General features: G+C 46.5%; 40 protein-coding genes. 23 read left to right on the top strand and 17 right to left on the bottom strand.

What is annotated here, in order from left to right:
• Window positions 1-41: 41 nt before the first annotated feature.
• From LPW36_RS02145 to LPW36_RS02075, 16 genes are all read right to left on the bottom strand, one after another.
• Window positions 42-461 (bottom strand): hypothetical protein, encoded by a 420-nt coding sequence (locus tag LPW36_RS02145; protein WP_230607854.1) that lies wholly within the window; start codon window positions 459-461, stop codon window positions 42-44.
• Window positions 462-471: 10 nt separating this feature from the next.
• Window positions 472-1,017: a hypothetical protein gene (locus tag LPW36_RS02140; RefSeq protein WP_230607853.1), complete on the bottom strand. Its 546-nt coding sequence runs from the start codon at window positions 1,015-1,017 to the stop codon at window positions 472-474.
• 11 nt (window positions 1,018-1,028) lie between these two features.
• Window positions 1,029-1,235: a hypothetical protein gene (locus LPW36_RS02135; RefSeq protein ID WP_230607852.1), complete on the bottom strand. Its 207-nt coding sequence runs from the start codon at window positions 1,233-1,235 to the stop codon at window positions 1,029-1,031.
• Between the two features lie 123 nt (window positions 1,236-1,358).
• On the bottom strand, window positions 1,359-1,637 hold the full coding sequence (locus tag LPW36_RS02130) for a hypothetical protein (protein WP_230607851.1): 279 nt from the start codon (window positions 1,635-1,637) through the stop codon (window positions 1,359-1,361).
• A 34-nt stretch (window positions 1,638-1,671) separates the two neighbouring features.
• A complete protein-coding gene (locus LPW36_RS17915; RefSeq protein ID WP_420844700.1) occupies window positions 1,672-2,013 on the bottom strand; it encodes an antitermination protein Q in 342 nt (113 codons plus the stop codon).
• Between the two features lie 335 nt (window positions 2,014-2,348).
• On the bottom strand, window positions 2,349-2,558 hold the full coding sequence (locus LPW36_RS02125) for a hypothetical protein (protein WP_230607850.1): 210 nt from the start codon (window positions 2,556-2,558) through the stop codon (window positions 2,349-2,351).
• 186 nt (window positions 2,559-2,744) lie between these two features.
• Window positions 2,745-3,701 carry a hypothetical protein gene (locus LPW36_RS02120; protein ID WP_230607849.1) on the bottom strand — a complete coding sequence of 319 codons (957 nt, stop codon included), beginning with the start codon at window positions 3,699-3,701 and terminating at the stop codon, window positions 2,745-2,747.
• On the bottom strand, window positions 3,694-4,296 hold the full coding sequence (locus tag LPW36_RS02115) for a hypothetical protein (protein ID WP_230607848.1): 603 nt from the start codon (window positions 4,294-4,296) through the stop codon (window positions 3,694-3,696). The genes LPW36_RS02120 and LPW36_RS02115 overlap by 8 nt, the downstream gene beginning before the upstream one ends.
• Window positions 4,297-4,298: 2 nt before the next feature.
• On the bottom strand, window positions 4,299-4,595 hold the full coding sequence (locus LPW36_RS02110; RefSeq protein WP_230607847.1) for a hypothetical protein: 297 nt from the start codon (window positions 4,593-4,595) through the stop codon (window positions 4,299-4,301).
• Window positions 4,588-5,088 carry a class I SAM-dependent methyltransferase gene (locus LPW36_RS02105; protein ID WP_230607846.1) on the bottom strand — a complete coding sequence of 167 codons (501 nt, stop codon included), beginning with the start codon at window positions 5,086-5,088 and terminating at the stop codon, window positions 4,588-4,590. Before LPW36_RS02105 ends, LPW36_RS02110 begins: the two co-directional genes overlap by 8 nt.
• A 12-nt stretch (window positions 5,089-5,100) precedes the next feature.
• On the bottom strand, window positions 5,101-6,150 hold the full coding sequence (locus tag LPW36_RS02100) for a phosphoadenosine phosphosulfate reductase domain-containing protein (protein ID WP_420844698.1): 1,050 nt from the start codon (window positions 6,148-6,150) through the stop codon (window positions 5,101-5,103).
• A gap of 2 nt (window positions 6,151-6,152) precedes the next feature.
• Window positions 6,153-6,686 carry a hypothetical protein gene (locus tag LPW36_RS02095; RefSeq protein ID WP_230607844.1) on the bottom strand — a complete coding sequence of 178 codons (534 nt, stop codon included), beginning with the start codon at window positions 6,684-6,686 and terminating at the stop codon, window positions 6,153-6,155.
• A gap of 14 nt (window positions 6,687-6,700) precedes the next feature.
• Window positions 6,701-7,144: a replication protein P gene (locus tag LPW36_RS02090; RefSeq protein ID WP_230607843.1), complete on the bottom strand. Its 444-nt coding sequence runs from the start codon at window positions 7,142-7,144 to the stop codon at window positions 6,701-6,703.
• The gene (locus tag LPW36_RS02085; RefSeq protein ID WP_230607842.1) at window positions 7,137-8,039 is read right to left on the bottom strand and encodes a hypothetical protein; all 903 of its coding nucleotides are present in this window, start codon (window positions 8,037-8,039) and stop codon (window positions 7,137-7,139) included. The genes LPW36_RS02090 and LPW36_RS02085 overlap by 8 nt, the downstream gene beginning before the upstream one ends.
• Window positions 8,040-8,173: 134 nt before the next feature.
• Window positions 8,174-8,419, bottom strand: a complete 246-nt coding sequence (locus LPW36_RS02080) for a hypothetical protein (RefSeq protein WP_230607841.1) — start codon at window positions 8,417-8,419, stop codon at window positions 8,174-8,176.
• Window positions 8,416-8,823, bottom strand: coding sequence for a toxin YdaT family protein (locus tag LPW36_RS02075; protein WP_230607840.1), 408 nt, complete (start codon window positions 8,821-8,823; stop codon window positions 8,416-8,418). Before LPW36_RS02075 ends, LPW36_RS02080 begins: the two co-directional genes overlap by 4 nt.
• Before the next feature lie 483 nt (window positions 8,824-9,306).
• Here LPW36_RS02075 and LPW36_RS02070 point away from each other — a divergent pair, with 483 nt between their 5' ends.
• From LPW36_RS02070 to LPW36_RS02040, 8 genes are all read left to right on the top strand, one after another.
• The gene (locus LPW36_RS02070; RefSeq protein WP_230607839.1) at window positions 9,307-9,717 is read left to right on the top strand and encodes a helix-turn-helix domain-containing protein; all 411 of its coding nucleotides are present in this window, start codon (window positions 9,307-9,309) and stop codon (window positions 9,715-9,717) included.
• Window positions 9,718-9,917: 200 nt separating this feature from the next.
• Window positions 9,918-10,115 (top strand): phage holin family protein, encoded by a 198-nt coding sequence (locus LPW36_RS02065; protein ID WP_230607838.1) that lies wholly within the window; start codon window positions 9,918-9,920, stop codon window positions 10,113-10,115.
• 38 nt (window positions 10,116-10,153) lie between these two features.
• Complete coding sequence (locus tag LPW36_RS02060) at window positions 10,154-10,636, top strand: lysozyme (protein ID WP_230607874.1); 483 nt, start codon at window positions 10,154-10,156, stop codon at window positions 10,634-10,636.
• Window positions 10,633-11,082, top strand: a complete 450-nt coding sequence (locus tag LPW36_RS02055; protein WP_230607837.1) for a lysis system i-spanin subunit Rz — start codon at window positions 10,633-10,635, stop codon at window positions 11,080-11,082. The genes LPW36_RS02060 and LPW36_RS02055 overlap by 4 nt, the downstream gene beginning before the upstream one ends.
• 18 nt (window positions 11,083-11,100) lie before the next feature.
• Complete coding sequence (locus LPW36_RS17735; protein ID WP_268991447.1) at window positions 11,101-11,235, top strand: hypothetical protein; 135 nt, start codon at window positions 11,101-11,103, stop codon at window positions 11,233-11,235.
• 30 nt (window positions 11,236-11,265) lie between these two features.
• Window positions 11,266-12,255, top strand: coding sequence for a phage head spike fiber domain-containing protein (locus tag LPW36_RS02050; protein ID WP_230607836.1), 990 nt, complete (start codon window positions 11,266-11,268; stop codon window positions 12,253-12,255).
• Window positions 12,255-12,533: a hypothetical protein gene (locus LPW36_RS02045; protein ID WP_230607835.1), complete on the top strand. Its 279-nt coding sequence runs from the start codon at window positions 12,255-12,257 to the stop codon at window positions 12,531-12,533. Before LPW36_RS02050 ends, LPW36_RS02045 begins: the two co-directional genes overlap by 1 nt.
• A 2-nt stretch (window positions 12,534-12,535) precedes the next feature.
• Complete coding sequence (locus LPW36_RS02040) at window positions 12,536-12,778, top strand: hypothetical protein (RefSeq protein ID WP_230607834.1); 243 nt, start codon at window positions 12,536-12,538, stop codon at window positions 12,776-12,778.
• 69 nt (window positions 12,779-12,847) lie between these two features.
• On the opposite strand, the gene LPW36_RS02035 is transcribed toward LPW36_RS02040, so the two are convergent.
• Window positions 12,848-13,216: a DUF488 domain-containing protein gene (locus LPW36_RS02035; RefSeq protein WP_230607833.1), complete on the bottom strand. Its 369-nt coding sequence runs from the start codon at window positions 13,214-13,216 to the stop codon at window positions 12,848-12,850.
• Window positions 13,217-13,284: 68 nt separating this feature from the next.
• Between LPW36_RS02035 and LPW36_RS02030 the strand changes: the two genes are divergently transcribed.
• From LPW36_RS02030 to LPW36_RS01965, 15 genes are all read left to right on the top strand, one after another.
• Complete coding sequence (locus LPW36_RS02030) at window positions 13,285-14,562, top strand: putative antirestriction adenine methyltransferase (protein ID WP_230607832.1); 1,278 nt, start codon at window positions 13,285-13,287, stop codon at window positions 14,560-14,562.
• Complete coding sequence (locus LPW36_RS02025) at window positions 14,552-15,244, top strand: ParB N-terminal domain-containing protein (protein ID WP_230607831.1); 693 nt, start codon at window positions 14,552-14,554, stop codon at window positions 15,242-15,244. Before LPW36_RS02030 ends, LPW36_RS02025 begins: the two co-directional genes overlap by 11 nt.
• Window positions 15,225-15,617, top strand: coding sequence for a helix-turn-helix domain-containing protein (locus LPW36_RS02020; RefSeq protein WP_230607830.1), 393 nt, complete (start codon window positions 15,225-15,227; stop codon window positions 15,615-15,617). The genes LPW36_RS02025 and LPW36_RS02020 overlap by 20 nt, the downstream gene beginning before the upstream one ends.
• Window positions 15,617-17,248, top strand: coding sequence for a terminase (locus LPW36_RS02015; protein WP_230607829.1), 1,632 nt, complete (start codon window positions 15,617-15,619; stop codon window positions 17,246-17,248). The genes LPW36_RS02020 and LPW36_RS02015 overlap by 1 nt, the downstream gene beginning before the upstream one ends.
• Window positions 17,245-18,741 carry a phage portal protein gene (locus LPW36_RS02010; protein WP_230607828.1) on the top strand — a complete coding sequence of 499 codons (1,497 nt, stop codon included), beginning with the start codon at window positions 17,245-17,247 and terminating at the stop codon, window positions 18,739-18,741. Before LPW36_RS02015 ends, LPW36_RS02010 begins: the two co-directional genes overlap by 4 nt.
• A complete protein-coding gene (locus LPW36_RS02005; RefSeq protein ID WP_230607827.1) occupies window positions 18,698-19,552 on the top strand; it encodes a phage head morphogenesis protein in 855 nt (284 codons plus the stop codon). Before LPW36_RS02010 ends, LPW36_RS02005 begins: the two co-directional genes overlap by 44 nt.
• Window positions 19,549-20,742: a DUF2213 domain-containing protein gene (locus tag LPW36_RS02000; RefSeq protein ID WP_230607826.1), complete on the top strand. Its 1,194-nt coding sequence runs from the start codon at window positions 19,549-19,551 to the stop codon at window positions 20,740-20,742. Before LPW36_RS02005 ends, LPW36_RS02000 begins: the two co-directional genes overlap by 4 nt.
• A 2-nt stretch (window positions 20,743-20,744) precedes the next feature.
• Window positions 20,745-21,245, top strand: a complete 501-nt coding sequence (locus tag LPW36_RS01995) for a structural cement protein Gp24 (RefSeq protein ID WP_230607825.1) — start codon at window positions 20,745-20,747, stop codon at window positions 21,243-21,245.
• A 12-nt stretch (window positions 21,246-21,257) separates the two neighbouring features.
• Complete coding sequence (locus LPW36_RS01990) at window positions 21,258-22,364, top strand: major capsid family protein (protein WP_230607824.1); 1,107 nt, start codon at window positions 21,258-21,260, stop codon at window positions 22,362-22,364.
• Window positions 22,365-22,367: 3 nt separating this feature from the next.
• The gene (locus LPW36_RS01985) at window positions 22,368-22,772 is read left to right on the top strand and encodes a hypothetical protein (protein ID WP_230607823.1); all 405 of its coding nucleotides are present in this window, start codon (window positions 22,368-22,370) and stop codon (window positions 22,770-22,772) included.
• Window positions 22,773-22,778: 6 nt separating this feature from the next.
• Window positions 22,779-23,234 carry a DUF4054 domain-containing protein gene (locus tag LPW36_RS01980; protein WP_230607822.1) on the top strand — a complete coding sequence of 152 codons (456 nt, stop codon included), beginning with the start codon at window positions 22,779-22,781 and terminating at the stop codon, window positions 23,232-23,234.
• Window positions 23,235-23,419: 185 nt separating this feature from the next.
• The gene (locus LPW36_RS01975; protein WP_230607821.1) at window positions 23,420-23,719 is read left to right on the top strand and encodes a hypothetical protein; all 300 of its coding nucleotides are present in this window, start codon (window positions 23,420-23,422) and stop codon (window positions 23,717-23,719) included.
• Window positions 23,719-24,084 (top strand): phage collar protein, encoded by a 366-nt coding sequence (locus LPW36_RS17910; RefSeq protein ID WP_420844697.1) that lies wholly within the window; start codon window positions 23,719-23,721, stop codon window positions 24,082-24,084. The genes LPW36_RS01975 and LPW36_RS17910 overlap by 1 nt, the downstream gene beginning before the upstream one ends.
• Entirely contained in the window at window positions 24,084-24,620 is a 537-nt protein-coding gene (locus LPW36_RS01970) for a phage gateway protein (protein ID WP_230607820.1), read from the top strand. The genes LPW36_RS17910 and LPW36_RS01970 overlap by 1 nt, the downstream gene beginning before the upstream one ends.
• Before the next feature lies 1 nt (window position 24,621).
• On the top strand, window positions 24,622-26,118 hold the full coding sequence (locus LPW36_RS01965; RefSeq protein ID WP_230607819.1) for a DUF3383 domain-containing protein: 1,497 nt from the start codon (window positions 24,622-24,624) through the stop codon (window positions 26,116-26,118).
• The last annotated feature ends 43 nt before the right edge of the window (window positions 26,119-26,161 follow it).

The raw sequence follows: 26,161 nt of genomic DNA, 5'->3' as shown, positions 1-26,161 counted from the left end.
CATTACTGGCAAATAAAATCAAAAGTGTTGTTTAAATATATTTAATCGATACTGACTTTCGATTTACGGAAATAATCAATCAAGCTCACGCTCTCATCTCCACGATAAACACGGAAAGACCACTGATTCCCATCCCATATGTAAAAATAATCCTCACCACAAAAATCACTTACAATTGGTTCATCAGTAACCTTGAACCCTATATTGGACTCTCCACGATCCCGGCCATAATAGATCGTGCAACCCTCAACTGGAGACTCAAACGAATGACCTTCCGGCTTGTCAAATCGCTCATATAAGCATGAGATATCACCGTAACTAACTAGCCCTTCGGCTTTACCCTGAGTGTTATAATGGTCGAACAGAATACGACCAACGTGCTCCGGATAACCATCATAATGACAATATACAGAATGGTATTTATTGCCGACTTTTACATTAATACGTGAGCGTGTAGCCATAGCACTTTCCTTATTCCATTTCTGGACGCTTAGTTAAAGATTTGTCCCACTGAACATTATGCAAATTCAGTTTCAAGGGACACTGTGAATAGGTCGAACCATCCTGATTGAGCCAGCCATCACCCAGTAAGAAAGGTTCTTCTTCATAAAAAACCACTGCACCATCACTATCCATTGCAGCGAATTGCCAGCGGTCATCTATCAGTTCCCACACTTCCCGGGTGATATGAAGACGATCCATGTCAGCAACGATACTCATCAGTTCTTCGGCGGTGAACTCATCCAGTTGCTTCAGCGCTTGCTGCAGTGTTAAACCAGTTGGAAAACTGAGAGCCACTTTCTCGACTATCAAAGCCCTGTCGATAGCCTTCTCTTTTGTTTCAAACTGGCCAAACTCATCACCATGGATGCTGGAAACGAACCAAACCCTTTGGGCTTCGCTGCGAGTTAAGGGGATGAGGGAGCCACGAACCTGAATATCGTTTCGGTTGAAAACGCACTCAGGCGCGGTATTCATAACGGCTTCACTACCAATCCGGACAATTTCAAAGCTCATAATGCAACTCCTTATTTCAGTGCCGGATGAGAATAGATTTCATCCAGAATCAGGTTCAATTTTGGCGTTCCGAAACGCGCCTCGATGATGTCGCAGATACGCTGAGATACTTCACCCGCCTCTTCTGTTGCATCAAAAAAAACAGCACGCAGAATGTTGCATAAACCTTCGTACTGCAGATTTGCCGCTATGACTGCCAGACCGTCCCGATTTGCCATTTTCGTTACTCCAAAATTTGTTTTCCTGATATGTATATTAAACTACATGTTACTCATTAAGTAAACTTAATGTTTATATTTTTGTGTAAAAAAACCGGCACAAGGCCGGTCAAAAAATGCTTGTTACCATCTCAAGTGATCAAACTCACCATCATCATCCAGACGACTCATACAGTTACGGAAGATGCGCATGACTAAACTATTGTCGACTCTCTCCCTATCGGTAACGTACTTAATGAGGTCTTCCCCAGTACCAATAAAAACATCTTTCTCTATCTGCGTACTGGATATTACCTCTCCATCACATATCTCAAGTACCACCCGAGTTACGACAAACTCCTTCTTAACTAATTGAACGGACTTCTCTTTTTTTAAGCAAAAATCGACAACATTACTATTCATAAGTGAATCCTTTTATACAATTAGAGGAACTCACTCACTCTGAACGGGATACTTCTGTTATCTGACTGTACTCAATCTCGGCCTCCATAGACTCCTGATAGCACCACGACAACAACAGGTCATAGAACGGCTGCCATTTTCGCGACCATGTTGATTGAGATAGGCTCGGCATAAGCTTTGCAATCGACATTCGGGCGCGGCTTTTGGGTACTGGCTTTAAGCCTGTGCCACGGCATCGCTTACACTTTATCATTACCAATTTCCCGGTAACTTCGGTTTGCTCCCTGTCGCAGACTTGGCCACCGCCGCCACACCTGCATTTGGCGTTCGGCGTATCTGCAGTCCGACAAAACTCCTCAAGTACCAGTTTAGACATAAGTATCAATATTGATACACCTTTTCGCCCTGTAAGATTTCCGACATACAACCCTGATTGCGACCTGGCGAATTTGATGATTTCTTCCAGCGCCATTTGGCCAGATGAATGGTCTTTCGTGAACTTCGCATAAAGCAGACACAATCCAACCCGCTGACGTGCCTGAGTCATACCAAGAGCGGTGCAAATATCTTCCCGGGTAAGATGGCTATTGCCGGTCGTTCTGGACTGATAAGCCACTATCTGTGAAGACTTCGGGTCGCAAACTGTGAGGGCGTACTTTAATCTCATATATCCACCAGTTAAAAAATGCGGCATCCCTGCCGCTTATGGCATTAATGAACCTTACTAATAAAAAGCGAAACGGTCCGGTCAGTAAAATGAAGTGTCAGACTATCCTTCTTGGAATTATCAAGATGAACAGCGCAGGCAAACATCATCGCATCCATTATTACTTCACGGCTTTCACCTTTAGATTCCCAATCCTCAACCATTTTGGCCACTGAACTCAAAGCGTTTGATAACTTTCTATCGTTCTTACTCATCCTCATCACTCCATCCACATATCGGGCACTGATAAAATGAGTTGACACAATACGAGCAAGGAGCAACTCGAAAGCAAGTACACCCGTCATCATGAGTATGCTCCAGTCGAATAACGCCCTGGCATCCATCACGAAAACATTTATCACCCTCTTTGGTACCGAAAGTAATAACATCCTGATTGGCCATTATTGCCCCTCCGGTACCGGCGATGCAGCCACCATCACGTCATAGATATCTTCGTGGTGAACATATGTAATCTCTGCGCCGTCGATAACTTCAACACTAAGATCATTGGCTGAAACCCTGGCGGCCTGAATCATCTCCGGAGTAGATTTAATCGGTACCAGCTTCCACTTCTCAGGGTCATATACCGACCGTTTGACTTTCTGAAATCCGGCGCTGGTCATTAACGAATCAAGCGATTGCTTCATTCGTTCTGTTTCTTTAGGGGTAGCATTTTCAGTCTCCCGTTCATATTCAGCGCGGCGGTTTAACGCCGTAATTAAAGTGCTTGTCGTAACGCCTTTACGCAGCCTAAATCCCGGTTCGAGAAGAACATTGCAGGGGAGGGTTTCTGGTATTGCTGCAAGGTGCGGAAAACCGTTCGATTCAGCTTGTTGCTTTTCCAAGCGTTGCAATAACTGACCATTACCAATTGAACTATCAGGCTGTGCTGGTGATGTGGATAGAATTGCAGCGCGGTAAGCGTTCCAGCCGTCAACTCGTCCAACATCGACACCAATTTGATAGGTTCTTGGAAGCGGGCGGCGAGGGTATTTCATCTCATCCAGCACTACCGGTACAGGCGTGGATTCCAGCTCAGCAATCTTTCTCTGGTCATGCATCACCTTTTTTTCAGCGTTATCAATCCAATCACGCCAGTTAACTGCGTGTGGAATTCCTATGACTTGCAGGAAGGCAGCTAAACGAACAAGGGTTTCCTCCGCTTCATTTCTCCAGCTTTCTAAGTATTCATTCCGCTTCTGTTCTGCTTCCAGAGCATCGATAATAAGAATGATATTTCTGATGCTTGCAACATCATTCCACCCGTCAGTCATAAAGCCGCCGCTATTTCTATATTCCTGCTCCAATATCGCGGCTGTTTTCATTTCCTGCACAATTGCGTTGATATCATTACTCATGGCTAACCACCTGTTCTTCAGATATCAGTTGATTGAATCGATCCTCATCAATGACATAAATACGGTTGTAATTGACCATATACTGGGTAACAGTTTGTTTTTTATTCCACTCTGTTATAAATGCGTATAGCCCGTCATAATCGGTGATGTGGTCCTGAGCATCTTCAAACCAGTCCTGAAATTCATTTTCTAAGCAGTCCCCAATATCAATACCGCCCCAATTCTGTGAATCACAGTCATAGACATAACAAGGAAGCTCTACATCATCTTGTGCAGCTTCTTCCTCCAATTCATCAACCGTCATATAGCCTTCATTACGGCTAAAATCTTCGGAGTAGATAAAATCAGTCGTTGGTTTGGTGACTCGCTCGGCGTTGCGCAGCTTGTCTTTTTTATTTCGTTCACTGTTTACTGATCGGCAATTACTACAAACGGATTGAAAATCGTATTGAGGATCAATAATTTGATTGTTGCATTGCCGACATAAACAACAGTTTTCTGCCAGTCCTTTAATTGAGTAAATTTTTCGGCATCCAGAACAAAAATAAATACCAGTAGGCTTATTGTCTTTTGTGTATAGCTCTTCTGCTTTCATGATTATATTTCCCAGTTAATAGAGGTTGCCGCATCCCACAAAATCAGGTCGATGCATTCCAGTTTGCTCAAGCCACTACGTGACAAACCCAGTGACTTAACGATCTTCTTGAGCTGGTGCTTTTGATAATCACGAAACTGAGGGTAAACCTGAGCGATCACTTCCTCATATTTGGGATCGTCATAATCAGCAGAGCTACCGAACTCCTCGATAATGCTGCATTGAGCCTGCGTGAGAGATAGCGTTAGCTTTCCATAGCTGTAAGTCTTAACTTCTTCATTCGATGAGGTGCTAATCATGGCTTACTCCATCTTTTACAAAAGAAATCCAATGTGTATCTGAGCGCTTTCCGCTACGATGACCAACAGCTGGCTTTTGATCTGTTAATTCTAAAATCTGACTGATTGGGATTTGAGTTTCATTCCATTTGAAGATTAAAACACCATGAGACCTCAACACCCTGAATCCCTCTCTAAACCCCGCCTTTAGGTCATCTCGCCATGTTTTTTTATTGAGAACACCATACTTCTTTCCTTGCCAACCATTCGGTCCACACCGACTTAAGTGAGGTGGATCGAATACAACAAGACTGAATTGCTCATCATCGAATGGTAATTTTCGGAAATCAGCCACAATATCAGGCTTAATCTCAAGTTTGCGGCCATCACATAGAATGTGGCCTTCGCTTCTAATGTCGCTGAATACAGCGCGGGTATCTGACTTATCAAACCAGAACATGCGAGAACCGCAGCACATATCAAGAATGGTTTTACTATCAAGGTTTACGTTCATTGGTAATGCCTATTAACTTTCTTCTTCAAACAAATCACCTTGCGACCAGTCGCAGGCAAAAGCCTCACATGACTCTGAACAGGATCCAGAATCGTTACCGCCATTACCTCGGATGGTTGCAAAGATTTCATCTCTCGTATGGTCGGCATACGTTGCAATGATGCTTTCCAGAGAGTGATTGCCTCGGTACATGATTTTATTTTCCTGCTGACGGCGCTCGACAGTACGAACGCTATCGCTGTAAATAACCTCCTTAAATTCTTCAGCTAACTGGGGCTCATCCCGGGTGGCCAATGCAATCTTGTTAATGCCCTTTTTGATACAAAAAACGCAGTTTCCAAGATGCTCGGGCAATTCCAAATCGAATGGCTGAGTCTTCCACCAATTCAAAATATCTTGCTTTGAAAAATCGGATATCTCAGACAAAAGACGCTCGTTTTTCTCTTTCAGCTTCATGATGCGTTTAGCTAAATACTCGTGGTCACCGGGCATAAATGCGTATTCGGTCTGCAGATGAGATTCAATATCGGAAGGATTTTTTAAACCAACAAGATCCATAAACAGCCGGTGCATAACATCGTTATCGAAATACATTCCGAACAGCTTCAGATAAGCCTTCTCACCCCACGTCCGGCGTTGTTCATCACGACGAAGACCAATCCATGAAACGAAATCATTACCGAAGTAATCGCGGCAATAGCGGCGGAAAGGCTCAATCTTCATCGTTCTGGTGCAGAATGGACCGCCGACATATGGGGTACCGTATTTGCTGCAGATATCACGCCAAATTGACAGGTCATAGCCGATATCATCAACGCTCACATCTTTGTAACTGTTGGCTTTTTTCAGTACCGGATTGACCACCAACCGCAAACAAACAAGATCGATGTTCCAGTTCTTCGCCACGTTCCGGATGAACTCGTAAGTTTTCGGATGCTCGGCCCCGGTATCCATGAACACATAGCGAACATCTTCACCTGTAGTCTGGCGATGCTGTTCCATAATCCAAACCAGATAGGCTGATGTGCGGCCACCGGAGAAACTGACAACATTCACAGTCACGGTTAACCTCTGGCCGCAGCTTGCAACTTACACGCTTGATTCAAGAAATCTTTTGTTACGCAGATAAGCGTATAACGATTAGTCCTGTTGCTTCCTTTCGTTAACCGGCATGAGGCATGAGGACTCATATTGAGTGTGGCCATTCGGCTTTTTATCTTCGATATCGTCAAACAATGACCGGGATAGTCACGATTAAGTAAATCAAGCATTTCTCTGCATGACAGCGTTTTACCCGCAATCGCAGACAGGAAATGGCGACCGTCAAAATTGCCGTTATATGGGATGCTTTTCAGCTCCTCGGTAGAAATAATATTTCCGGAAAGCTCAATCTCACCTAACGTGCTTTTCGGTTTCTCACCGATTGTGATAGTTCGAACCTCTGCAACCTGCTCTTTTTTCGGTGGTGGTACATAACACGATTTGGTTCTTGCTCTGGCTGCAGCGTTAATCCTCCAGCTCCAAATTTTGGTAAAGTCTGTGCCATCATCGATGATGACGGTACCTGCTGCTGGTGCTTGTTCGATAAATTCTCTCATTGGTAAATGCCTCGCTATTTCACGTATCTGACGCCTGCAGCTAACTGCTGTGCTGGTGTCAATCCTTCGTGCTTTGGTGCGTCTAACGCTTTCCTGACTGGTGGTACCGAATACCCCATTCCTACTTTCTGAATCCACTTGGCCAACAACTTACCGGCCATAGAACTCAGTTCTGAATATCCCGGATTTCGGCCAATGCTCAGGCTGCGCATTTCAGTGCAAATCTGATACAGCACCGGGTGACGCCATGGAAACTGTTCTGATGTGCCATGGAGATAGCCATCGCGACGCCAGCGTTGATACTCTTCCATCACATTGGTCTGAGTCAGGCCAAATGAATTTGCGCCCGTTTCAGCCATCAGCGCCATGAACTCTGCCAAATCCGGTACCCAGCTGTTGCCTGACATACAGCGATTGACACACAGCTGTGTGACGGATTTAAGCTGCTGCTCAGTCATGCTCGATATCACCGCCACCCACATCGGGGAGGGTTCCACGCCATTCTTCGTCAGCCAGCGATCCGAATAGATTCCTACCATCACTTCCCACACCTGCAGTGGCGTTGATGCCGTGCCCTGTGGCTGCCCTGAACTTCTGCATTGCTGCTGATTCTGTGCTGCCGGTAATGATTGGTTTCGCATGATTTACCCTCGCATTAAAATTTGAATGTCCACCCCTGTCCTGCTCCTTAGCCATCCAAGTGTTAATAAATTTCTGAATTCCACGTGAGGTCTTTCGCCGTCGAGGTTCTGCCAACAACCAACCACGTTGTTTCCGTAACTCTTGGTGAATATCGACAGCGGGATACAACTCGGATAACTCAGCAACGAGCGATATCGAAACGGGAAACTCATTCCCATCGTTCAGGGGAAGTGAGATAAATATTTCGTCGTTCGTCGTTCCGGCGTGGAGATTTTTTTCTCCATGCAAGATCTCTTGATCTTTTATATTCTTCTCTTCTCTTCTCTTCTCTTCTCTGGTCCGCATTTTGTCCGCTTCCGATGCGGACGTTTTGCGCGACTCTTTTTTGCGGTTTGCCTCCTGTGCTCGGCGCTTTGCTGACTGGCCGTTATGGGCCTCAAAGTCAGGCATAGAGAGGTGTTTGCCATCAAACTCAAGCCATCCGACTGAAATCATTACCTCAGCAAAATTGTCAAAAGCGATCATTTCATTCAGAGTTTCTGGCGTGTAACCTTCCATGATTCCATCAACTGAGTGCGCTCCAAACAGACACCATGTCGCATGTAATGCACCTATTACGCGCAACCTGTCCGCTTTCAATGCGGACGCAATGCGGACAACTTTCGGATGTGTCTGGAGGTCAGTCCTCATCTTGATCCAGTCTCCAGCCATAGCTTTCCCCTTACCCTTTCCGCTTCATACGAAACAAGCGCTTCAAGGCTTGGCTACGACGAGCCCAAAAAGCAGCAACAAACTTGCGGTTAACAGGCTTTCTGTTCAGGAAATATTGATTACAAAAAGTCAGTCTATTTCTGGCCATACAGATGCCCTCTGAAACCGAGCATGGCTGGTGTAAGAACACAATTACGCTCAAGGATCCTGCTGTAGTGAATGGCAAATCTCTTCGCCCACTGCAGTACCTGATCGTCACTTGCGTTCGGGTTACTACGCTGATAGTCCGCTGCTGCGTTTGCTGCAGCATCAAGGACCTTTTGTTCATACCCGATAACGGATAACAGGCTCTTGATATAACTGATTTGGAGATAGCTCATTGGTTATGCCTCGCGTGGTTTTGAGTCGGTCGCTTTAGCGTTAAGAGCATCTCTATCGCTTCATCGACTTCACGATTGACTTCACTATCAGGGTATTCAAGCAGGCAGGCGTTAATTGCCTCTGTACACTCACGGTTTGCTTCACTAGCCATATATGCAATGGAATTGGCCGCCGTTAGTTTTGCCCGGCGTTCGGGAGGCAAAGCAGCGACGATTGCCGGGATCAACTCAGCAATCTTGATTCTCGACTTACAACTGCAGCTATCGAGCCAACGGAAGATGCGCTGCTTATTGTTGTGAGTGGCATTGTCCTCATCGACTCGCGTAAGAGGTAAATCACCGCCACCGAGTTTGAAATAGGCTTCAGTGATTTCTGCCGCTACCGTTGCCTGTTTTGTGTGCATCGCCCAGTTACGCAGTTCTGCACAAATATCCTCGTGGTTGATATTCATAAATCAGAACCGCTTCTCGTTATGACCGATAATGTCCCTGTTCGAAATTCCATCAGATGGATTAGGGTAAATATCTGGCCGTTGTTGATGTGGAGTAATTCCTGTGATTTCAAAAATAGGGATCACTTTATTTGTAGGTATCGGAACTCCCCGACGACACAAGTTCGTTAGAGATTGACGGGATACATTTAGTACCTTGGCTATATGTACCTTTTTAAAGCCTTTAACCTTGGCTCGTTCAAAAATCACACGAGCGCTTGGTGGCAAAGGGCTGACGTCCGTGGAACTCATCTTGCATGTCATTAATGTCTCCATAGATATGTTATTGGTGACTTAATTAAACCATATGATTACAACTAAGTAAACATTAGGTTTATTCTAATTTTCAACAAGATGGGTACAATGGTCATAAAAATAAACTGAGTGTTTACATCGATGACAACAGAAGATAATAAAAACAACGAGTTCAATCAGGGGCTGGTGGACAGGCTTAACCAGTTATTGGATAAAGGCATCAAAAAAGCAGAAATGAGCAGAGCTGCCGGGCTGTCTCCGCAAGCAGTTAACAACTGGTTTAAGCGCGGGCAAATAGGACAGGAAGCAGCAAAGAAGCTGGCTCTCAAGTATGATTTCTCAGTTGACTGGTTACTGAATGGTACCGATGGAATACTGACAAATGACGGTACCAAGATACTGTCACCAAAGCAGCAGCGTCTGCTCGAATTGTTCGACCGGCTGCCGGATGAAAAAGCTGATGAACTCATCAATCAGCTCGAAGAACAGAACAAATATTACGATAATCTCATCGAAACATTACTCGAAAAGCGTAAAAAAATTCAACTTTAAGTTGATAAAAGACTTGCTTGTTGAATAATTTTGCCCTAATTTGACACCCATAGTGGGATTTTAATACCCATTCACTGAAGCTCTGGTTTAATTTCCAGGGCTTTTTTTATGCCTGTCACTTCTCATTCTGGCCGCCTCTCGGCCGCTTTCATCAACATACACCCCCAAAATGGAGGGGAAACCCCGATAAGGGGGTGGATATGCGAATGGATAAATACAGCTCGCCAGCATCTTATTTTTACTCGGTGTTCATTGCCCTGTTCGGAACACTAACTTTAAACGACTGGGCGATTCTCGTCGGGATAATTACCGGCCTTGGTACCTTTCTCGTCAATTGGTACTACAAGAGAAAAGACGACAAACGGAAAGAACTTGGATTCAGGGAGCCTGAACTGTGAAAAAACTTACAGCAACAGCCGCAGCATCCTGCTCAGTTATGACCATTATCGCGATCGTCATGACCACATTTAGTGGGGATATTCGAACCAGCCAAGAAGGTTTAAAACTGATAGGCAATGCAGAGGGATGTAAAGCTCAACCTTATCTTTGCCCTGCTGGTGTGATGACCGTTGGAGTAGGAAGTACCACCGGAAACATTGAGCCAGGAAAGAAATACTCTGATGAGGAGATTGCCAAGCGCTGGGTATCCGACATCAAGGAGGCGGAGCAGTGCGTTAACCAGTTCGCCAACGGTAAAGGTTTGCCACAAGGCACTTTTGACGCATTCACATCTATTACATTCAATGTCGGATGTACTGCGATGAAGAAATCAACTCTGTTTAAATACTCGCGTTCTGGAAAGATTAAGGATGCCTGCTTTGAGTTAACCCGGTGGGTATATGCTGGTGGAAAAAAACTACCCGGACTCGTCACTCGACGTGATGGGGAACTTCATCTTTGTCTCAGGGACCTAAAATGAAATGGATATCTACTACCGCCATTCTCGCCGTAATCACAGCCCTATTAACCTGGACTGTCTCAAGCCTGATTGAGAAAAACAGAACTCTCAACGCTAACTTAAAAGCATCAGAAAGAAAGGTGGCCACACTTCGCACCTTAAATGATATGGCTGCAGAAATGGATACCAGGCACACAGGGAAACTTAAAGATGAGAAAGGTAAAAATAACCAGCTTCGCACCGATATTAATGCTGGCGTTAAGCGGGTGTACATCACAGCAAAATGCCCAAACAGTCCTACCGCCAGAACCGGCAGCGTGGGCGATGACACCTTGGTCGAACTCTCTCGAACTTCTGGATCAGCTATTCCAGATATCAGAGATGGAATCATCAGCGACCGGGCAAAAATAGATTACCTGCAGGACTACATCAAAAAGATGCGACCGTTCTGCAAAATCCCACAGTAACAATACGGGAACAACGTCATGATGAGAGTTAAAAACACCAACATCACCGGGCAGGTAACCGGTACCGCAATGAACTTCGGTGATAAGTTAACGCGCATTACCTCGCCTGATTTCGAAGGTTGGTTTTACACTGCAGACCTCGAACCAGCATAAAAAAGCCCCTCAATCGAGGGGCAAGATGTTATGTCAACTTTCTTATTGGAGCGCCAAGAGTATTCACCGGCGCTCTTTTTATTTCCATCAAACCATCTTAGATATGCGGAGTATCACGCAATGATTAATATCGACAACGCCCCAGTCTTCGGACGAGTCGCTGGTGAAAGCGGAATAGTCATTGCTGGTATGCCGGTATTCGGTACCACGAACAAGCCAGATTATTCCCCCATTGATCTGACTACAGAAAAGCTTGATGAGCGCATTCGGTTTATGTGCGCCAGTTCTCATGCGTGTTACGACAAAAACGGCCTCATATATTATGCAGGACCAGACGAGTGCCCCGTCGAATACATCAACGGTGTGGCAGTTGGTAGGCATGAGCCGGAGGCTCAGAGCACGAATTATCTGCGGTTCTCCGGGGCTTACTACACGGCATATCGTTGCTACTATCAATATAATCGGCCATCACCAGATGGACTTAACACCGCGGTTAACATCATCACCACTACAGTTAATAACGGGGCGTCTTTCTGTGATGTAGATAGCCTTGTGGGGATTGAATGCACGACTTCTATTATTGCTAAACATGTATCAGGCGCTTGCAACTGGGTTTTCAAGCAGGAAGGGTCCAGCGCCTCTGATATTATTTTCACGCCAGCAGAGAAGGCGTTTAACCGTAAAAGTAGAACATTTACACCAATTTTGTACTCGGGACATGTCCGTATGTCTCTACTTAATTACGGAACATTAGCGGTCGAGGACACGGCGTGCTCTTTTCACCGGCAGATGGAGCAAGGGAAAATTGCAACATCTCCGATAAAAGAGAGCACGGTATTTACAACGCGAGGTGCGTCATTCTTACTTGTCGAAATGCAGGGAGCAGCAGGTATCCGAGTCAGATACACAACAGGCGACTATGACGAATATCCAGCGAATGGCGAAGAATGGTTCCCTCTTCCGTGGTCAAAGAAAAATTGGGGCACCAGGTACATCCCAACAATTGAGTACATACAATAATGCAAAATTATCTGAGATTCACTGATGAAGAGACGGCGAAACGGTGCTGTCCCGAATGGCTGGATGGTGATAACTGGATGCAGCCAACACTACATACTGAAATAGCGGTTCGTGGGACTCTCTACAATGATGATGGAGAATATGACGAGGAAGGAAACACAATCAAAGAACCGACCCAAAAAGTCGGTTTTTTTGTAGACGTTATTCGTGGCGAGATACCATCAGCAGCCCGACAGTATATCGTCCACCCAACAACACCAGACTTCATACTGGGGTAATCATGGCTTCAAAAACATTAAAGAAAGGTACTTGGTACACGGCAACTGATGGTACTCAGTCGGTAATGGTTCAGTTCATTTATGGACGGACAGCTTTCTTTTTGGGAGCGGCACCACCGGATAGCATCCTTGATACCAACGTACCAACCAAAACGGAATTCATCAAATTTGTTCCGCCAGCAATACTTCAACTAACAGCGTTTGATGATGAGTCTCGCGTGGTGATTACACCACTTGATGAATAAAACAAAGCCACCGATAACCTCCTATCCGTTCACCCTCAATTGAACACGGTTACGGTGGCTTTTCTCATATCAGAACAGGGAAAAGTTATTCGATTTCTCCGGTGAATATTCTTCAACTTTATGGCCAAGATTTTCCTCGAACCATTCGGCGATCAGTCTACGGTGACAAAACTCACCAGGCTTTTCCCAACATAACAAGAAAGGTTCAGCACCTCCGGCCAACGTATGAAGATGTTCCCACGTCTGCTGTGGGTTTAATACCCCAAGGATTTCCGTCTTATACAGCTCAATGTATCTCTTCTCACTGACGCTGTTGAACCATGAGCCTGGTGCCAGGGGCTGAAACATGCGAAAGCCTGCTGGTGTGTTGCGGGGTGCGTAACGAGCAATACAAATTCTGCCCTCGCCTTTGTATGTAAAGAATGATGCGGTTTTCATGATTACTCCTCTGTTGTTAATCATGATGATTATAGCATATTTTCCCTTTTATATCATAAGGTTAAGTGATGTTTATTGGCTCCTTACCAAAGAAATTAATCACTCAGATTTTGAATAATATCAAGCTTAAAGACCGGGTATACGTCGGTTGTTCTGGCTCATTCAAAACTGAACACGCCATCAAAACCGTGATGCCTGAAAAGTTCGTAAGCGGCAACGATGTATCTCTGCTTTCCTGCAGTGTCGGGAAGCTGCTGGTGGGTGAACGTCTTGACGTCAAATTCACTGGTCGCATTGAACCGCTTAACGACTTACTCGGTGATGCTATCGATAACGTGGCCGCAGTATGCTTGTCTACCACGCTGGCCAGATTCAAAGGCAACAATCAATACTGTCACTCTCACTTCGACCACATCATTAGAAATCTGCGTGATTACCATCGTACAGAACGCGAGAAAATAAACCGGTACATAGACGGCTTCACCATTGATGATTTCTTCCAGGGTGACTTCAGACAGCAGATTGTCAGAGCGAAGGAAAACGACGGTACCATCATGATGTTTGCTCCTACCTACAAAGGAGGGTATGAGCAAATTTATAAATTCATTTCTGAAAACTCAGAATGGATACAGCCACACTACGACATATGGGATCCCGATAATGTCGAAGCGCTGATCGAAGAACTCATCATCGATAAACAAGATTTCGCCATCGTTGCTGATAAGCGCCTGAACAACATAGAACCCCGCATAATGTTCGCTGGTGGTAACAAGCCTATTTATCTCTACGCTCATGAAGCCCGGTCATCAATTCGTATTGAAGCCAAGAAGTCACAGCCGTTCAAATACAAGCCTATCGACCCTGACAAAATAACTGAGGATTCGAAGATAGAAATAAAAATCCTGAACGGTCAACAGCTCAACTTCCTGAAAGACGTCTATCTGGCCAAAGGCATTAACCACAAAACCGGCATGATTAACTTTGCTGTCTTCATCGACGGAATGCTGGCCGGTGCTTTCATATTCTCTTACGCCCAGTTTGGCGACAAGCTCAAAGAGATTTACATGCTCAGTGACTTTTCAACATCACGGCACAGGAAGATATCAAAGCTTATTCCCATGTTGGCCACCAGCCGGTCAGTCATCGACTTAATCAACCGCAAGTACATGATTGCGATCGAATCGGTATACACCACGGCATTCACCGACAAACCGGTTTCAATGAAATACCGAGGGATATTTGACCTGGCAAAACGCGGCGAAGGTTTCCTTAACTATTCGTCAAAAGTCCGAGAGGCTACGCCTCAGGAAGTATTCAAAATCTGGTACCAGAAATATGGCCATTGAAACCGAAGTCAAAAAAGTAAATCTCAGAGAACTACGAATCCTTGAGAAAAACGCTCACTTCATGGAACCGGCCATGTTTGCACGGCTGGTAGATAACATTAAGCGCGACGGTAAACTGACCAGCTTTCCTGTCGTGTACCAAAATGAAGTGCTTTCAGGTAACCATCGCACTCAGGCAGCAATCAAAGCCGGTATTGAAGAAGACTACATCATCAACATCACTTCAGAACTCACCGAAGATGAAAAGCTGGCCATTCAATTGAGCCATAACTCCATCAACGGGAAAGACGACAACAACATTCTGAAAGAGCTGTACAACAGCATCAACAGTATGGACATGAAACTCTACTCAGGCTTAACGGACGACTCTTTCAAGATGGAAGAAATCAACGTCGAATCGCTTTCATTCGTACAGCCGTCTTATGAAGACATGCTGATTGCCTTCTTACCTGAAGACCGCATTGCCTTCATGGAAGGTATCGAGAAGATAACGAAAAAGGCAAAGGACAAACTCGTCATGACTGCCAACATCTCTGACTTTGACCTTATCTACAAAGCAGTCATCACAACCAAAAGTAAATTGAACATTCTCAATACGGCCGAGGCGTTCAAAGCGATGGCTACTCTGGCTCTGCAAAAGCTGGAAGAGGAGGAAAAGGAAGATGGCGAGGCCACCACTTAACATCGATTTGGTTCAGGTCAAAGACCTTGCGTCACGAGGATTGACCGACGAACAAATAGCCTTAGCACTCGGTATCTCAATCTCAACGATCACCCGCAGGAAGAAAGATAATGACGAGTTTTGCGCAGCCATTAAAAAAGGCAAGGCTCTCGGGATAGCAACAGTAGCAAACGCCCTCTTCAAAAATGCGACTGAAGGGAATACCACTGCACAGATTTTCTTTCTTAAAAACCGCGACCCCAACAACTGGAATGACCGACAGCAGGTTGAACACACCGGTAAGGATGGCGGAGCTATTCAGGTCAACTACACACCAGCTGACTACAAAGCGGCAGCCAAGAAAATCGACGACATACTGGATGATGACGACTAATGAGAAAGCTGCTCGAATGGGAGGAGCTGACCTTTCCTGAGAGAGCAGCAATCAAATCGCGGTCGACGAAATCCTTCCTTAATTTTACAAAGCTCTGGTTTGAGCTGATTCAGGGAGATCGTCTGTTGGTGAATTGGCACCACCGGATGATGGCTTCAAAAGTTGATGACCTGATTGACCGCAAGATTGGCAACCTGATTATTAACATTCCGCCTGGCGGTACCAAAACCGAATTCTTTTCGATTCACTTGCCGGCCTATGTGAACACGCTGGTTCAAGAGGAGAGATTACGCCGGTTCAGAAACTTAAACGTTTCGTTCTCTGAATCGCTCGTTAACCGTAACAGTCGCCGTACCCGGGATATCATATCAAGCCAGGAATACCAGTCTCTATGGCCCTGTGGCTTTGGCGTAAACAAGGCAGATGAATGGGAGATACTGAACCGTTCCGGTCGAAGTATCGGTCAGACGGTTTCGCGTTCCAGTGGTGGTCAAATCACAGGTGGCCGAGGTGGTTATCACGGGCCGGAGTTCTCTGGTCTGGTCATGCTGGACGACTTCAACAAACCTCTGGACATGTTCAGTGAGACACAACGAGCAAAGCAAAACACGCTGTTAACCAACACCGTACGCTCTCGTCGTGGCGACAAGTCCAAAAGCCACCCTACCCCTATAGTGTCCATTCAGCAGCGTCTTCACGTTGAGGATGCGACCGGATTCATGCTGTCTGGTGGCATGGGGATGCAGTTCGATCACCTGGCAATACCGGCGCTGATTGATGAAAGGTACCTCGACGGCTTGCCTGAACCATGGCGCTCACTGTGCTGGAAGTCCATCAAAGACTCTGACTCTGTAACCAAAGGCGGGATCCAATACTGGTCATACTGGCCTGAAATGGAATACATCGGCGACCTCATGGAGTTATGGGAGTACGACCGGTACACATTCCTCAGTCAGTACATGCAAGCCCCCGAAGCACTCACAGGCGGCCTGATTGATGGCTCTTGGTTTCGTACCTACGAAAGGCTACCGCAGCTTACTCATCGTGCTATCTACGTTGATACCAACTCAGGCAAGGTCGAGGACTACAACGACTTTACTGTTTTCACGCTTGTTGGTATGGGCATCGACGGGAACATGTACGTCATCGACGTTGAGCGTGGACGTTGGGATCCTGAAGACCTGCTGCAAAAAGCGATTGAAGTATGGGACAGATGGCAGCCTGGCGACCGCAGTATTTACGCCCCTATTCGATATATGGCCATCGAAGATGCTCAGGCTGGTCAAGGTCTTATCACAACACTGGTGAAGCGTAGAGCTATGCCAGTTCATCCAATCCCACGAGGCTCTGGCCAAAACAAATTGGTTCGATGCCTCAACGTTATTCCTCAGATTAAAACAGGAAAAGTATTCATTCCTGCAACTCACACAGAGGAAGGCGAAAAAATCACACATGTCGTTTACAGCGATGGCTCCTATGCAGGCTCTACCTCATGGGTCGTCACTGCTGTCAGCGAGTGCGTAGCATTCAGCGCTGATGACAGCCATCCCAACGACGACATTCTCGATACGTGGATGGATGCCATAGACGACAACCTCATCAACGTTCAACGTGGATTCTTCGACGTATGAGTATTTTCGATTGGTTTAAAAAGAAACCTGAGCCACCTCAGGAACAAAAGAAGCCCGATTTATCATCGGGTTTTTTTACGACTGATATTGAGCTGGACTCACACGATCAGGTAGCACTGAACGAGGTAATCAGTAAGTCGATACAACAACCATTACCGACGACAGCAAAAGGTGTCGGGATGGACTCTGCAGGTATGAGTTCATACTACGAACAATGTGGCGTTCCGGATGCTCAGTTTGCGTGGTACAACTCTCAGGGGTTTATCGGGTACCAAACCTGCGCGATTTTACTGCAGCATTGGCTTATCGATAAAGCCTGCACCATGCCAGGCCGTGACGCCATAAGAAACGGTTACGAAATCAAGGTGAATGGAAAGGTAGAAGTTAATCCGGAAATTATTGCTGAAATGGACGACCTTGATAAAAAGTTCAAACTCAATGAACACATGCTGCAGTTGGTTCGCCTTGGTCGAGGCTTCGGTATTCGTCATGCTCTATTCATCGTTGATTCAGACGACCCGTTCTACTACACAAAACCGTTTAATCCGGATGGCGTAAAGCCAGGCTCTTACAAAGGCATCTCTCAAATCGACCCTTACTGGCTTGCTCCGGTTCTTAACGCAAAGGCAGTGAGCAAACCGGAAGACCCTTACTTCTACGAGCCGACTTACTGGCAGGTTTCAGGCGGTAAGAAAATCCACCGTAGCCACTTCGTCATCATGAGAACAAATGAAGTACCTGACATTCTGAAGCCAACGTATCTCTATGGCGGTATCTCGGTACCACAGAAGATATATGAGCGGGTTTATGCTGCCGAACGCACCGCAAATGAGGCTCCTCAACTGGCAATGACCAAGCGCTCAACGGTGATACATACCGATGTATCCAGAGCGCTGGCCAACCAACGTGACTTTGAGAAGCGCATGAGCCTCTGGTCTTACATTCGTGACAACTATGGCATCAAGGTTCTCGATAAACAGGAAACGGTAGAACAGTTTGATACGTCTCTAAATGACCTGGACGCCACTATCATGACTCAGTATCAGTTAGTTGCTGCAGCGGCACATGTTCCTGCAACCAAACTAATTGAAACGACTCCGAAGGGCTTTAACGCAACAGGTGAGTACGAGGAGTCCAGCTATCACGAAGAACTGGAATCCATCCAAGAGCATGACCTTTCACCGCTTCTGGACAGGCATCACCTGCTGTGCAACCTCTCCATTATCAAGCCCAAATACGGAGTGGAGTTTGACACTTACGTCAGTTGGAAGCCGGTCGATAGCCCTACCGCTTCAGAGCTGGCTGAAATCAATCTGAAGAAATCTCAGACTGATAAATACCTGTCTGACGTGGGCGGCATTGACGGTGACATGGTTCTCAACCGAGTCGTCAACGACCCTGATAGCGGGTACAGCGGAGTAAAACCAATCCCAACCCCGGAGGATACCGATGGCGAAGAAATCCCGCCTGAAGAAGTCTCGGGCGAAGTCTAACGAAAAGGTTATAAGAGGTTCCCCGCTAAACTACAACGCAGTGCAAGGGGCAAGGTATCAGACGGCAATCCTCCAGTTGATCAAACAGATGACTGCAGAAGTTGAAAAGGAGGTTGAAAAACTATTCTCATCAGAAACAGGCACAGAGTTCTTTTCTCAGGACGCCAGCATAGCCAGTCAATCAAGAATACTGCTCGACAAACTCGAAAAGAAATTTCTTAACCTTTTCTCTCGCAGGGCTAAAGCAATCACTGAGAGCATGATCAATGGCTCACTAAAAAGCAGTTCATCATCACTCAGATCAAGCCTGTCAGAGATGTCAGGCGGACTGTCACTGAAGACAAACGCCTTTACTTCAACGCTCAAAGAAAAGCTCACCGCCATCGTGAATGGGAATGTTGGCCTGATAACCACAATCCCGTCAACGTATTTGGGGGGCGTAAAGGATGCTGTGTCGCGCTCTATCACCAGCGGAAACGGTCTGCAAGATTTGGTTCCTTACATGCAGCAGCATAAGCAAATCACTGAGAGACACGCCCGTAACGTAGCGCTCGACCAAACCAGAAAGGCATACAACACCATCAACGCGGAGCGTATGCAGTCTGTCGGCGTTAAGCGTTTCGAGTGGCTTCACTCTGGCGGTGGTCAGCATCCTCGACCTGACCATGTTGCGATGAGCGGGAATATCTATTCATTCGATGATCTCCCCATCATCGACAAGCGAACTGGGGAACGAGGAATACCCGGTCAGGCTATCAACTGCAAATGCCGGATGATCCCGGTCATTGAATTCGACGGACAAGAGCAATGAGTGAACGAGTATACGACTTCAACAACTGGTACGAAGTTCTCAAGAACCCCATCTCAAAAGTTGGGGTTTTTCCATATTTAGGGGCCAGCATCGGTGCACCTGACCAGTCAAAAATCTATCAAGTTCTGAGGCCGGAAGAAGAACTATCTGACCCGGAATGCATGAAATCCTTTCGGCTTCTTCCGTGGATCGACGAGCACACCATGCTGGGTGACGACGACGATGAAGAGAACGGAAACGTAACCCCGCCTGAAGAGGTGGGTATTCAGGGCGTCATTGGCGAAAACATCATTTATGAAGGAGGAACGCTATACGCAAATATCAAGGTTTTCTCTAAGCGTCTGGCTGAACTGATAGCCAAAGGCAAGAGAGAACTCTCGTGCGGGTACCGTTGTGTGTACGTCCATAAACCCGGCACTTGGAACGGCAAGCCTTATGAGTATGTACAGAAAAACCTGAGGGGCAACCACCTTGCCCTAGTTGAGGAAGGTCGAATGGGGCCGGATGTTGCGGTACTCGACCATTTCAAATTTACAGTCGATTCAGCGGAGTTGATCAAAGTGGAAAACGCAGAAAAGAAAACAACAGACGAAGGTACCGAAGGCGATATGACTCTCGCTCAGGTAGCCGCAGCCATCAAGTCAATCTTGCCTATTGTTGAGCAACTAAAGCCGCTCATCACTGCAGGTACAGAACCTGGCCAACTTGATGAAGAACCAGAACCATCAGAGAAAACACCCACTGATGAAGAAGAGATCGTCACTGACGAAGAGGAAGGAAAAGACGACGTGCCAACGAACGGCGAGAAACCGGCAACCGGAACCGATGCCACAGAAATTAAGCGTCTGAAGGCTCAAATGAAAAGCCTTCAAGCAACGGTAGATGGCTACGAGAAGAACGGAATGAAAAAGCTGGTCGGTCAGATTTCCGCTCGTGACCAGTTGGCCAACCGTCTGTCGGTTCACATTGGCGCTTTCGATCACAGTGAAAAAACACTCGACGAAGTCGTTAAATACGGCGTTGCCAAACTTGGCATCAAATGCGCTAAGGGGCAGGAACACGGTGCCCTTAACGGATATCTTCTGGCCCTCGATTCAATCGACATTGAAGACACCACCGTACCTCGCTTCGCTGCTGATGCTGGCATCGGTAACGACGACGCTGTTAATAAATACCTGAGCGGAGAATAAGCATGCCTTTCCAAAAAACAATCAACCGAGAGCTGGCTATTGGTATTCCTGGCGAAGTCGCCAATAACGGCCCTCGCAGAGCTGTAACCGCAACGTTGAATTCAACGGATGCGAAAAATAACGTGTTCGGCCGTGTATTCACTTACACCGCAGATCATGAAGTCGCAGCCGGTAAAGGTAATGGCGGCGCAATCGCTGGCATTCTGTCAAACCCTAAAGCCTATGCGCTATACGGCACTGACGGTAACACCGTAGGGCCAAGCATGGCACTGCCTAACGGCGGCGATGCTGAATTCACCTACATGGCCGAAATGTACGTCGTTCTGCCTCGTGCTGCAGCTATCGGTGACAAAGTCATTTACGACGAAACAACTGGCGAAATCGACACAGTGGCCAGAGCAGCAACCGACCCGGGCGCGGGGAAAGCATTTCTCCCTAATGCCTATGTTTCCAACTTCTACACTACCGGTAACTCTATCGGTGTTATCACCTTGACCAACTGAGGTAAAAGATAAATGTCTCAACAATCAACTCAATATTCTTCCCTTGGCCCTCGTGATGTACGAGCGTTAATGCTGAAGGATGCAAAAGCATACCGAAGCCTTGGTCGAATCGGTATCCATATCGGCGGCGATAATCTCCGTCGAATGATGAACGGTATCGGTATGGATGCCTTGCCAAACATGGTGACTACGCCAAGTATTGCCACACCTGAACAGTTCCTTCAGAACTGGTTACCAGGCTTCGTGGCCGCATTAACCACGCCTCGTGAAATCGATAATCTCATCGGTATTGCCACCGTTGGTGAGTGGGAAGACGAAGAGGTTATTCAGGGTATTCTGGAAATGACGGGTAATGCCCGGGTTTACGCTGACTATACCAATATCCCGATGTCATCATGGAACCTGAACTTTGAGCGCCGTACCGTCGTCCGCTTTGAAGAAGGCATGGGCGTTGGCGTTCTGGAAGAAAAGCGTGCCGCCAGAGTACGAATGAACAGTGCGGCAACCAAACGCAGTGCTGCGTCAACATCTCTTGAAATCAACCGCAACAAGGTTGGTTTTTACGGCTACAACAACGGTACTAACCGCACTTATGGCATGATGAATGAACCGTCATTATTTCCATACATCACCCTACCAGCTGGTCTTAGTGGTGATACTAAGTGGAAAAGTAAGACCTACCTTGAAATCACCGCTGACATTCGCTTTATGTTCTCAACCCTGCGTCAGCAATCAAAGAACACTATTAAAGTGGAAAAACATCAAACGACCATGTGTGTTTCCATTGCCTCGATCGACTATCTGAGCGTGACCTCCGAGACAGGAAAGAGCGTCAGAGAGTGGTTGAAAGAAACCTATCCTAACTGCCGCATCGAATGTGCTGATGAGTTCGACGGCGCAAACGGCGGGGAAGATGTGGTTTATCTATACGCAGAAGTTGTCGAAGGCGCTGATGGCTCAACGGATGATAATCGCGTGTGGGTTCAAATCGTACCTTCTAAATTTCAGGTTATTGGCGTAGAGCAAAAAGCAAAAGGCTACGCTGAGGATTACAGTAACGCTACCGCAGGGGCAATGTTAAAACGCCCGTATGCTGTCGCCCGTTTCACAGGACAATAAGACATGCCATATATTTACTCGACCTTAACAGCACCTCAGAGCTATTCACTTTATGGTAAAGGTGGCGGCGATATTCCTGTTCTTTTATCCAAAATCACCGTTGCTGGTGGTGCTGGCGTGGCAAATAAGCACTTCATTACACCTGAAGGTTCTGTCACTAACGTTACCGTTGAGGAGTTAAAACTTCTACGGGAAAACCCTGTATTCAAGCGTCATCTGCAGGCAGGGTTCATCAAGGTTCAATCTGATAAGAAAGAAACCGAAAAAGCTGTATCCGATATGAATAAGCGTGATGGCTCTGCACCACTGCAGGATAACGACTTCATTGCTGATGGACAGGAACCACCAACCACCGGTACTGGTACCAGCAATAAGAAAGGCGGAAAGAAAAAAGAAACGGAGGAATAATCAATCATGCCGGCGACAATCACATTTGACGCCATCCTCTTCCGAAAACGATTCACTGTATTCTCCGACCCAGACAAATACCCAACCGAAACCCTGCAAGACTTTTGGGATCAGGCTACCGATTACATTAGCTCTGAGGATTACGGCTGGCTGTCTGGTGGGAAGAGGAAGTCGGCTATCAACATGATGACCGCCCACCTGTTAGCCCTCAACGATATCCTGACTACCGGAGAAAGTGAGGGCATCGGTACCGGGGGCATCACCACCAGCGCAACGATAGATAAAGTATCAGTTACACAAGCACCACCACCACCAGCAAGTGATGAATGGCAATACTGGCTTTCTCAGACACCGTATGGCTTGGAGTTATTAGCCTTATTACAGGTTCATTCTGTTGGTGGTTTCTACATCGGAGGACTTCCGGAGCGTTCGGCATTCCGTAAAGTTGGGGGGGTATTCTAATGGCGAGACTGGTCCGGATATCCGGGCCTGCTCGTCAAACGCTTGAGAATGCTATTAAGGATTTGAAAAGCAAACGAGCACGCGCCGGATGGTTTGAAACAGCCAAATATGAAGATGGTACCCCTGTGGCAAGCGTTGCAGCTGGTAACGAATATGGTTCCCCTGACACACCTCCACGGCCATTCATGCGACCTACAGTCGCTGAGAAAAAGCCGGGATGGGCAGCCATCTCCAGACAGGTAGCAAAAAACGTGGTCAACGGGGCGCAAACAGCGACTCAGATGATGGACTTGTTAGGAATGAAGGTTTCCGGCGACATCGCCAAAACCATCACGCAGTTAACATCTCCACCTCTTAAACCCGCAACCATACGTAACAGACTCCGTAAAAGAGCGAACCAACATACTGTTGGATCTCTGGATAAGCCTCTTGTCGATAGCGGGATCATGCTTGGTACCCTATCTCACGATGTGGAGGATATCTAATGTTAGTACCTGGCGGTAACCTTCTTAAATCCGCTCGTCGCGTTATCAGATTCCAGACAGTCAATCACTACGCATTTGCTGGAACATTGACGAACGAAGCCGGATTGAAAGTAACGCAATACTCTTCACCTGCCCCAATGAAAGGAAGCTTTCAGCCGGTACCACGAGCGCTCTATGAGCAGTTGGGGCTTAACCTTCAAAAGTCATACTGGAATTTCTACGTTCCGGGTGAAGTCCTCGATATCGATCGGGACGTTTCCGGTGACCAGATTGAGTTCAATAATGTTCGGTATCAGTGCCAATCTATAACTGAATGGGGAGTAATTGACGGCTGGAATGCGGTCTTGTGCATAAGGTGCAGCTGATGAAAGAAAATGAATTAAAGATTCTATTTCGCCGTGTATTGCTTAGTGGGCTGGCAGCGAAAAATATCATTGCTGACGTTGAACAAGGATATCAACCTACTCAACAAGGCATAAACCCACAGCCAACGATATTTTTCTACCTCATCCACAATCATCGATACGGCTCACCTAAACGAACGGATAAGTACGATCGTGATAACAACGTCATTATCCATACAGAAACGCAGTGGTGGGAATCACAGTTCCAGATAAGCGCCATCTCTCACCAAGACCCGCAAGATATTACGTCATTAACTGCAGGTGATCTGGTATCTGCAGCATCAACGATCTTGCAGAGCGAAAGAGGATTGGCCGAGTTAAAGGAAGGTGGTGCCGGAATATACCGAATCACCGATGTTAAGACCCCTTATTTCAAAAACGACAGGGACCAATCGGAGCAGTTACCAATGTTCGATATAACCCTTACTCACAAAGACATTCATGTAACGGAAACCCCAACCGTTGAGAGCTACAGCCTCAATATAACCGGAGTGTAAAATGACTATCAGTTTCAAAAAATACGTGGACATAACGTCCGGCGTAGGCGCTGGCGCGAGTGTAAGAACACGCGACCTGATCGGGAGAATTTACACATCAAACCCTGCTCTCCCGGTAGGAACCTACATCGATTCAATCAGCATCGAAGACGTAGGTGCTGTTTTTGGCATTGATTCAGAAGAGTACAAAAGAGCCACTCTGTATCTGGGATGGATAAGCAAACTGATATCAAAAGCCAAAATGATCAGCTTTGCTCGCTGGACACCAGAAGCAGCAGCGCCGGTAATCATCGGAAGCAAAGTATCCATCAATCTGAACGATTGGGTACACACCACTGATGGTACCTTAACGCTGGTGGCTAACGGCGTGGCGTCAAACATAACGGCCTTAAACTTCTCATCAGTGCAAAGCTATACCGAAGTTGCTCAAACGCTGCAGACGGCTATTCAGGCTCTCACTGATGACATGTATAAAACCGCTACTGTTGTGTGGGACCCGGTTAATCAGAAATTCACGTTAACTGGCGGAGTCGCTGGCAAAGGAACGCTAACCGTTTCATCTTCCGGATTAAATACCGATATCTCACAGGTAATCGGCTGGAGTAACCCAACGTACAGCGATGGCGCAGAAGCCGAATCACCTGTAGCAGCACTAACCAATTCAACGAACACCTCCAATAACTTTGGCTCATTCCTGTTTATGGATGCGCTCGAATGGGAAGACGTCGTTAATGTTGCGAAGTGGAACCATGCACAAAACATCACGTTTATGTACACGATTTGCGTCAAAGCATCTGATGCTGAACTGGCGTATGAAGACCTGAAAAATTACTCAGGTACCGCAGTGGCATTGATTGGTAAAGATGGTGAGTTTCACGAAATGCCACCAATGATTATCCAGGCTGCAACGGACTACACCAAACTCAACGTTTCTCAAAACTATATGTACCAGCAATTTCCGCTGACACCAACAGTGACAGAAACGATGATTTCAAACGATCTGGATAGTAAGCGAATCAACTACTACGGAAGAACTCAGACCGCTGGCCAGAATCTCGATTTCTATCAGCGTGGCGTGCTCATGGGGGATGCGAAAGCCCCGGTAGATATGACCACCTATTCAAATGAGCAATGGTTAAAGGATGCTGCAGGTTCAGAAATCATGACGCTGCTTTTAGCTCTGGCCAAAGTTTCTGCAAATGCCAACGGTCGCAGTCAGTTAATTACAACGCTCCAGTCCGTTGCTGAAGATGCTATCGATAACGGTACCATCAGCATCGGCAAAGAGCTCACTACGACTCAGAAGCTCTACATCACTGACCAAACTAACGATTCGTTAGCCTGGCACCAAGTTCAAAACACGGGGTATTGGCTCAACTGCGTTATGCGGGCTGAAACCATGCAAGATGGCCGAGTCGAATACAAAGCCGTCTACACCCTTCTCTACAGTAAAGATGATGTTGTGAGAAAAGTCGAAGGCACTCACACCCTTATCTAATCCAACCAACACACACCAGCCGGGTTAATCCCGGCTTTTTTGT

Source organism: Limnobaculum eriocheiris (assembly GCF_021010575.1).
GTDB lineage: Bacteria > Pseudomonadota > Gammaproteobacteria > Enterobacterales > Enterobacteriaceae > Limnobaculum > Limnobaculum eriocheiris.
This window is presented reverse-complemented; position numbering and strand designations above follow the sequence as displayed.

Coding starts and splice junctions, on each gene's coding strand:
- LPW36_RS02145 (WP_230607854.1), bottom strand. CDS start 461: ATGGCTACACGCTCACGTATTAATGTAAAAGTCGGCAATAAATACCAT.
- LPW36_RS02140 (WP_230607853.1), bottom strand. CDS start 1,017: ATGAGCTTTGAAATTGTCCGGATTGGTAGTGAAGCCGTTATGAATACC.
- LPW36_RS02135 (WP_230607852.1), bottom strand. CDS start 1,235: ATGGCAAATCGGGACGGTCTGGCAGTCATAGCGGCAAATCTGCAGTAC.
- LPW36_RS02130 (WP_230607851.1), bottom strand. CDS start 1,637: ATGAATAGTAATGTTGTCGATTTTTGCTTAAAAAAAGAGAAGTCCGTT.
- LPW36_RS17915 (WP_420844700.1), bottom strand. CDS start 2,013: ATGTCTAAACTGGTACTTGAGGAGTTTTGTCGGACTGCAGATACGCCG.
- LPW36_RS02125 (WP_230607850.1), bottom strand. CDS start 2,558: ATGAGTAAGAACGATAGAAAGTTATCAAACGCTTTGAGTTCAGTGGCC.
- LPW36_RS02120 (WP_230607849.1), bottom strand. CDS start 3,701: ATGAGTAATGATATCAACGCAATTGTGCAGGAAATGAAAACAGCCGCG.
- LPW36_RS02115 (WP_230607848.1), bottom strand. CDS start 4,296: ATGAAAGCAGAAGAGCTATACACAAAAGACAATAAGCCTACTGGTATT.
- LPW36_RS02110 (WP_230607847.1), bottom strand. CDS start 4,595: ATGATTAGCACCTCATCGAATGAAGAAGTTAAGACTTACAGCTATGGA.
- LPW36_RS02105 (WP_230607846.1), bottom strand. CDS start 5,088: ATGAACGTAAACCTTGATAGTAAAACCATTCTTGATATGTGCTGCGGT.
- LPW36_RS02095 (WP_230607844.1), bottom strand. CDS start 6,686: ATGAGAGAATTTATCGAACAAGCACCAGCAGCAGGTACCGTCATCATC.
- LPW36_RS02090 (WP_230607843.1), bottom strand. CDS start 7,144: ATGACTGAGCAGCAGCTTAAATCCGTCACACAGCTGTGTGTCAATCGC.
- LPW36_RS02085 (WP_230607842.1), bottom strand. CDS start 8,039: ATGGCTGGAGACTGGATCAAGATGAGGACTGACCTCCAGACACATCCG.
- LPW36_RS02080 (WP_230607841.1), bottom strand. CDS start 8,419: ATGAGCTATCTCCAAATCAGTTATATCAAGAGCCTGTTATCCGTTATC.
- LPW36_RS02075 (WP_230607840.1), bottom strand. CDS start 8,823: ATGCACACAAAACAGGCAACGGTAGCGGCAGAAATCACTGAAGCCTAT.
- LPW36_RS02070 (WP_230607839.1), top strand. CDS start 9,307: ATGACAACAGAAGATAATAAAAACAACGAGTTCAATCAGGGGCTGGTG.
- LPW36_RS02065 (WP_230607838.1), top strand. CDS start 9,918: ATGCGAATGGATAAATACAGCTCGCCAGCATCTTATTTTTACTCGGTG.
- LPW36_RS02060 (WP_230607874.1), top strand. CDS start 10,154: ATGACCATTATCGCGATCGTCATGACCACATTTAGTGGGGATATTCGA.
- LPW36_RS02055 (WP_230607837.1), top strand. CDS start 10,633: ATGAAATGGATATCTACTACCGCCATTCTCGCCGTAATCACAGCCCTA.
- LPW36_RS17735 (WP_268991447.1), top strand. CDS start 11,101: ATGATGAGAGTTAAAAACACCAACATCACCGGGCAGGTAACCGGTACC.
- LPW36_RS02050 (WP_230607836.1), top strand. CDS start 11,266: ATGTCAACTTTCTTATTGGAGCGCCAAGAGTATTCACCGGCGCTCTTT.
- LPW36_RS02045 (WP_230607835.1), top strand. CDS start 12,255: ATGCAAAATTATCTGAGATTCACTGATGAAGAGACGGCGAAACGGTGC.
- LPW36_RS02040 (WP_230607834.1), top strand. CDS start 12,536: ATGGCTTCAAAAACATTAAAGAAAGGTACTTGGTACACGGCAACTGAT.
- LPW36_RS02035 (WP_230607833.1), bottom strand. CDS start 13,216: ATGAAAACCGCATCATTCTTTACATACAAAGGCGAGGGCAGAATTTGT.
- LPW36_RS02030 (WP_230607832.1), top strand. CDS start 13,285: ATGTTTATTGGCTCCTTACCAAAGAAATTAATCACTCAGATTTTGAAT.
- LPW36_RS02025 (WP_230607831.1), top strand. CDS start 14,552: ATGGCCATTGAAACCGAAGTCAAAAAAGTAAATCTCAGAGAACTACGA.
- LPW36_RS02020 (WP_230607830.1), top strand. CDS start 15,225: ATGGCGAGGCCACCACTTAACATCGATTTGGTTCAGGTCAAAGACCTT.
- LPW36_RS02015 (WP_230607829.1), top strand. CDS start 15,617: ATGAGAAAGCTGCTCGAATGGGAGGAGCTGACCTTTCCTGAGAGAGCA.
- LPW36_RS02010 (WP_230607828.1), top strand. CDS start 17,245: ATGAGTATTTTCGATTGGTTTAAAAAGAAACCTGAGCCACCTCAGGAA.
- LPW36_RS02005 (WP_230607827.1), top strand. CDS start 18,698: ATGGCGAAGAAATCCCGCCTGAAGAAGTCTCGGGCGAAGTCTAACGAA.
- LPW36_RS02000 (WP_230607826.1), top strand. CDS start 19,549: ATGAGTGAACGAGTATACGACTTCAACAACTGGTACGAAGTTCTCAAG.
- LPW36_RS01995 (WP_230607825.1), top strand. CDS start 20,745: ATGCCTTTCCAAAAAACAATCAACCGAGAGCTGGCTATTGGTATTCCT.
- LPW36_RS01990 (WP_230607824.1), top strand. CDS start 21,258: ATGTCTCAACAATCAACTCAATATTCTTCCCTTGGCCCTCGTGATGTA.
- LPW36_RS01985 (WP_230607823.1), top strand. CDS start 22,368: ATGCCATATATTTACTCGACCTTAACAGCACCTCAGAGCTATTCACTT.
- LPW36_RS01980 (WP_230607822.1), top strand. CDS start 22,779: ATGCCGGCGACAATCACATTTGACGCCATCCTCTTCCGAAAACGATTC.
- LPW36_RS01975 (WP_230607821.1), top strand. CDS start 23,420: ATGCGACCTACAGTCGCTGAGAAAAAGCCGGGATGGGCAGCCATCTCC.
- LPW36_RS17910 (WP_420844697.1), top strand. CDS start 23,719: ATGTTAGTACCTGGCGGTAACCTTCTTAAATCCGCTCGTCGCGTTATC.
- LPW36_RS01970 (WP_230607820.1), top strand. CDS start 24,084: ATGAAAGAAAATGAATTAAAGATTCTATTTCGCCGTGTATTGCTTAGT.
- LPW36_RS01965 (WP_230607819.1), top strand. CDS start 24,622: ATGACTATCAGTTTCAAAAAATACGTGGACATAACGTCCGGCGTAGGC.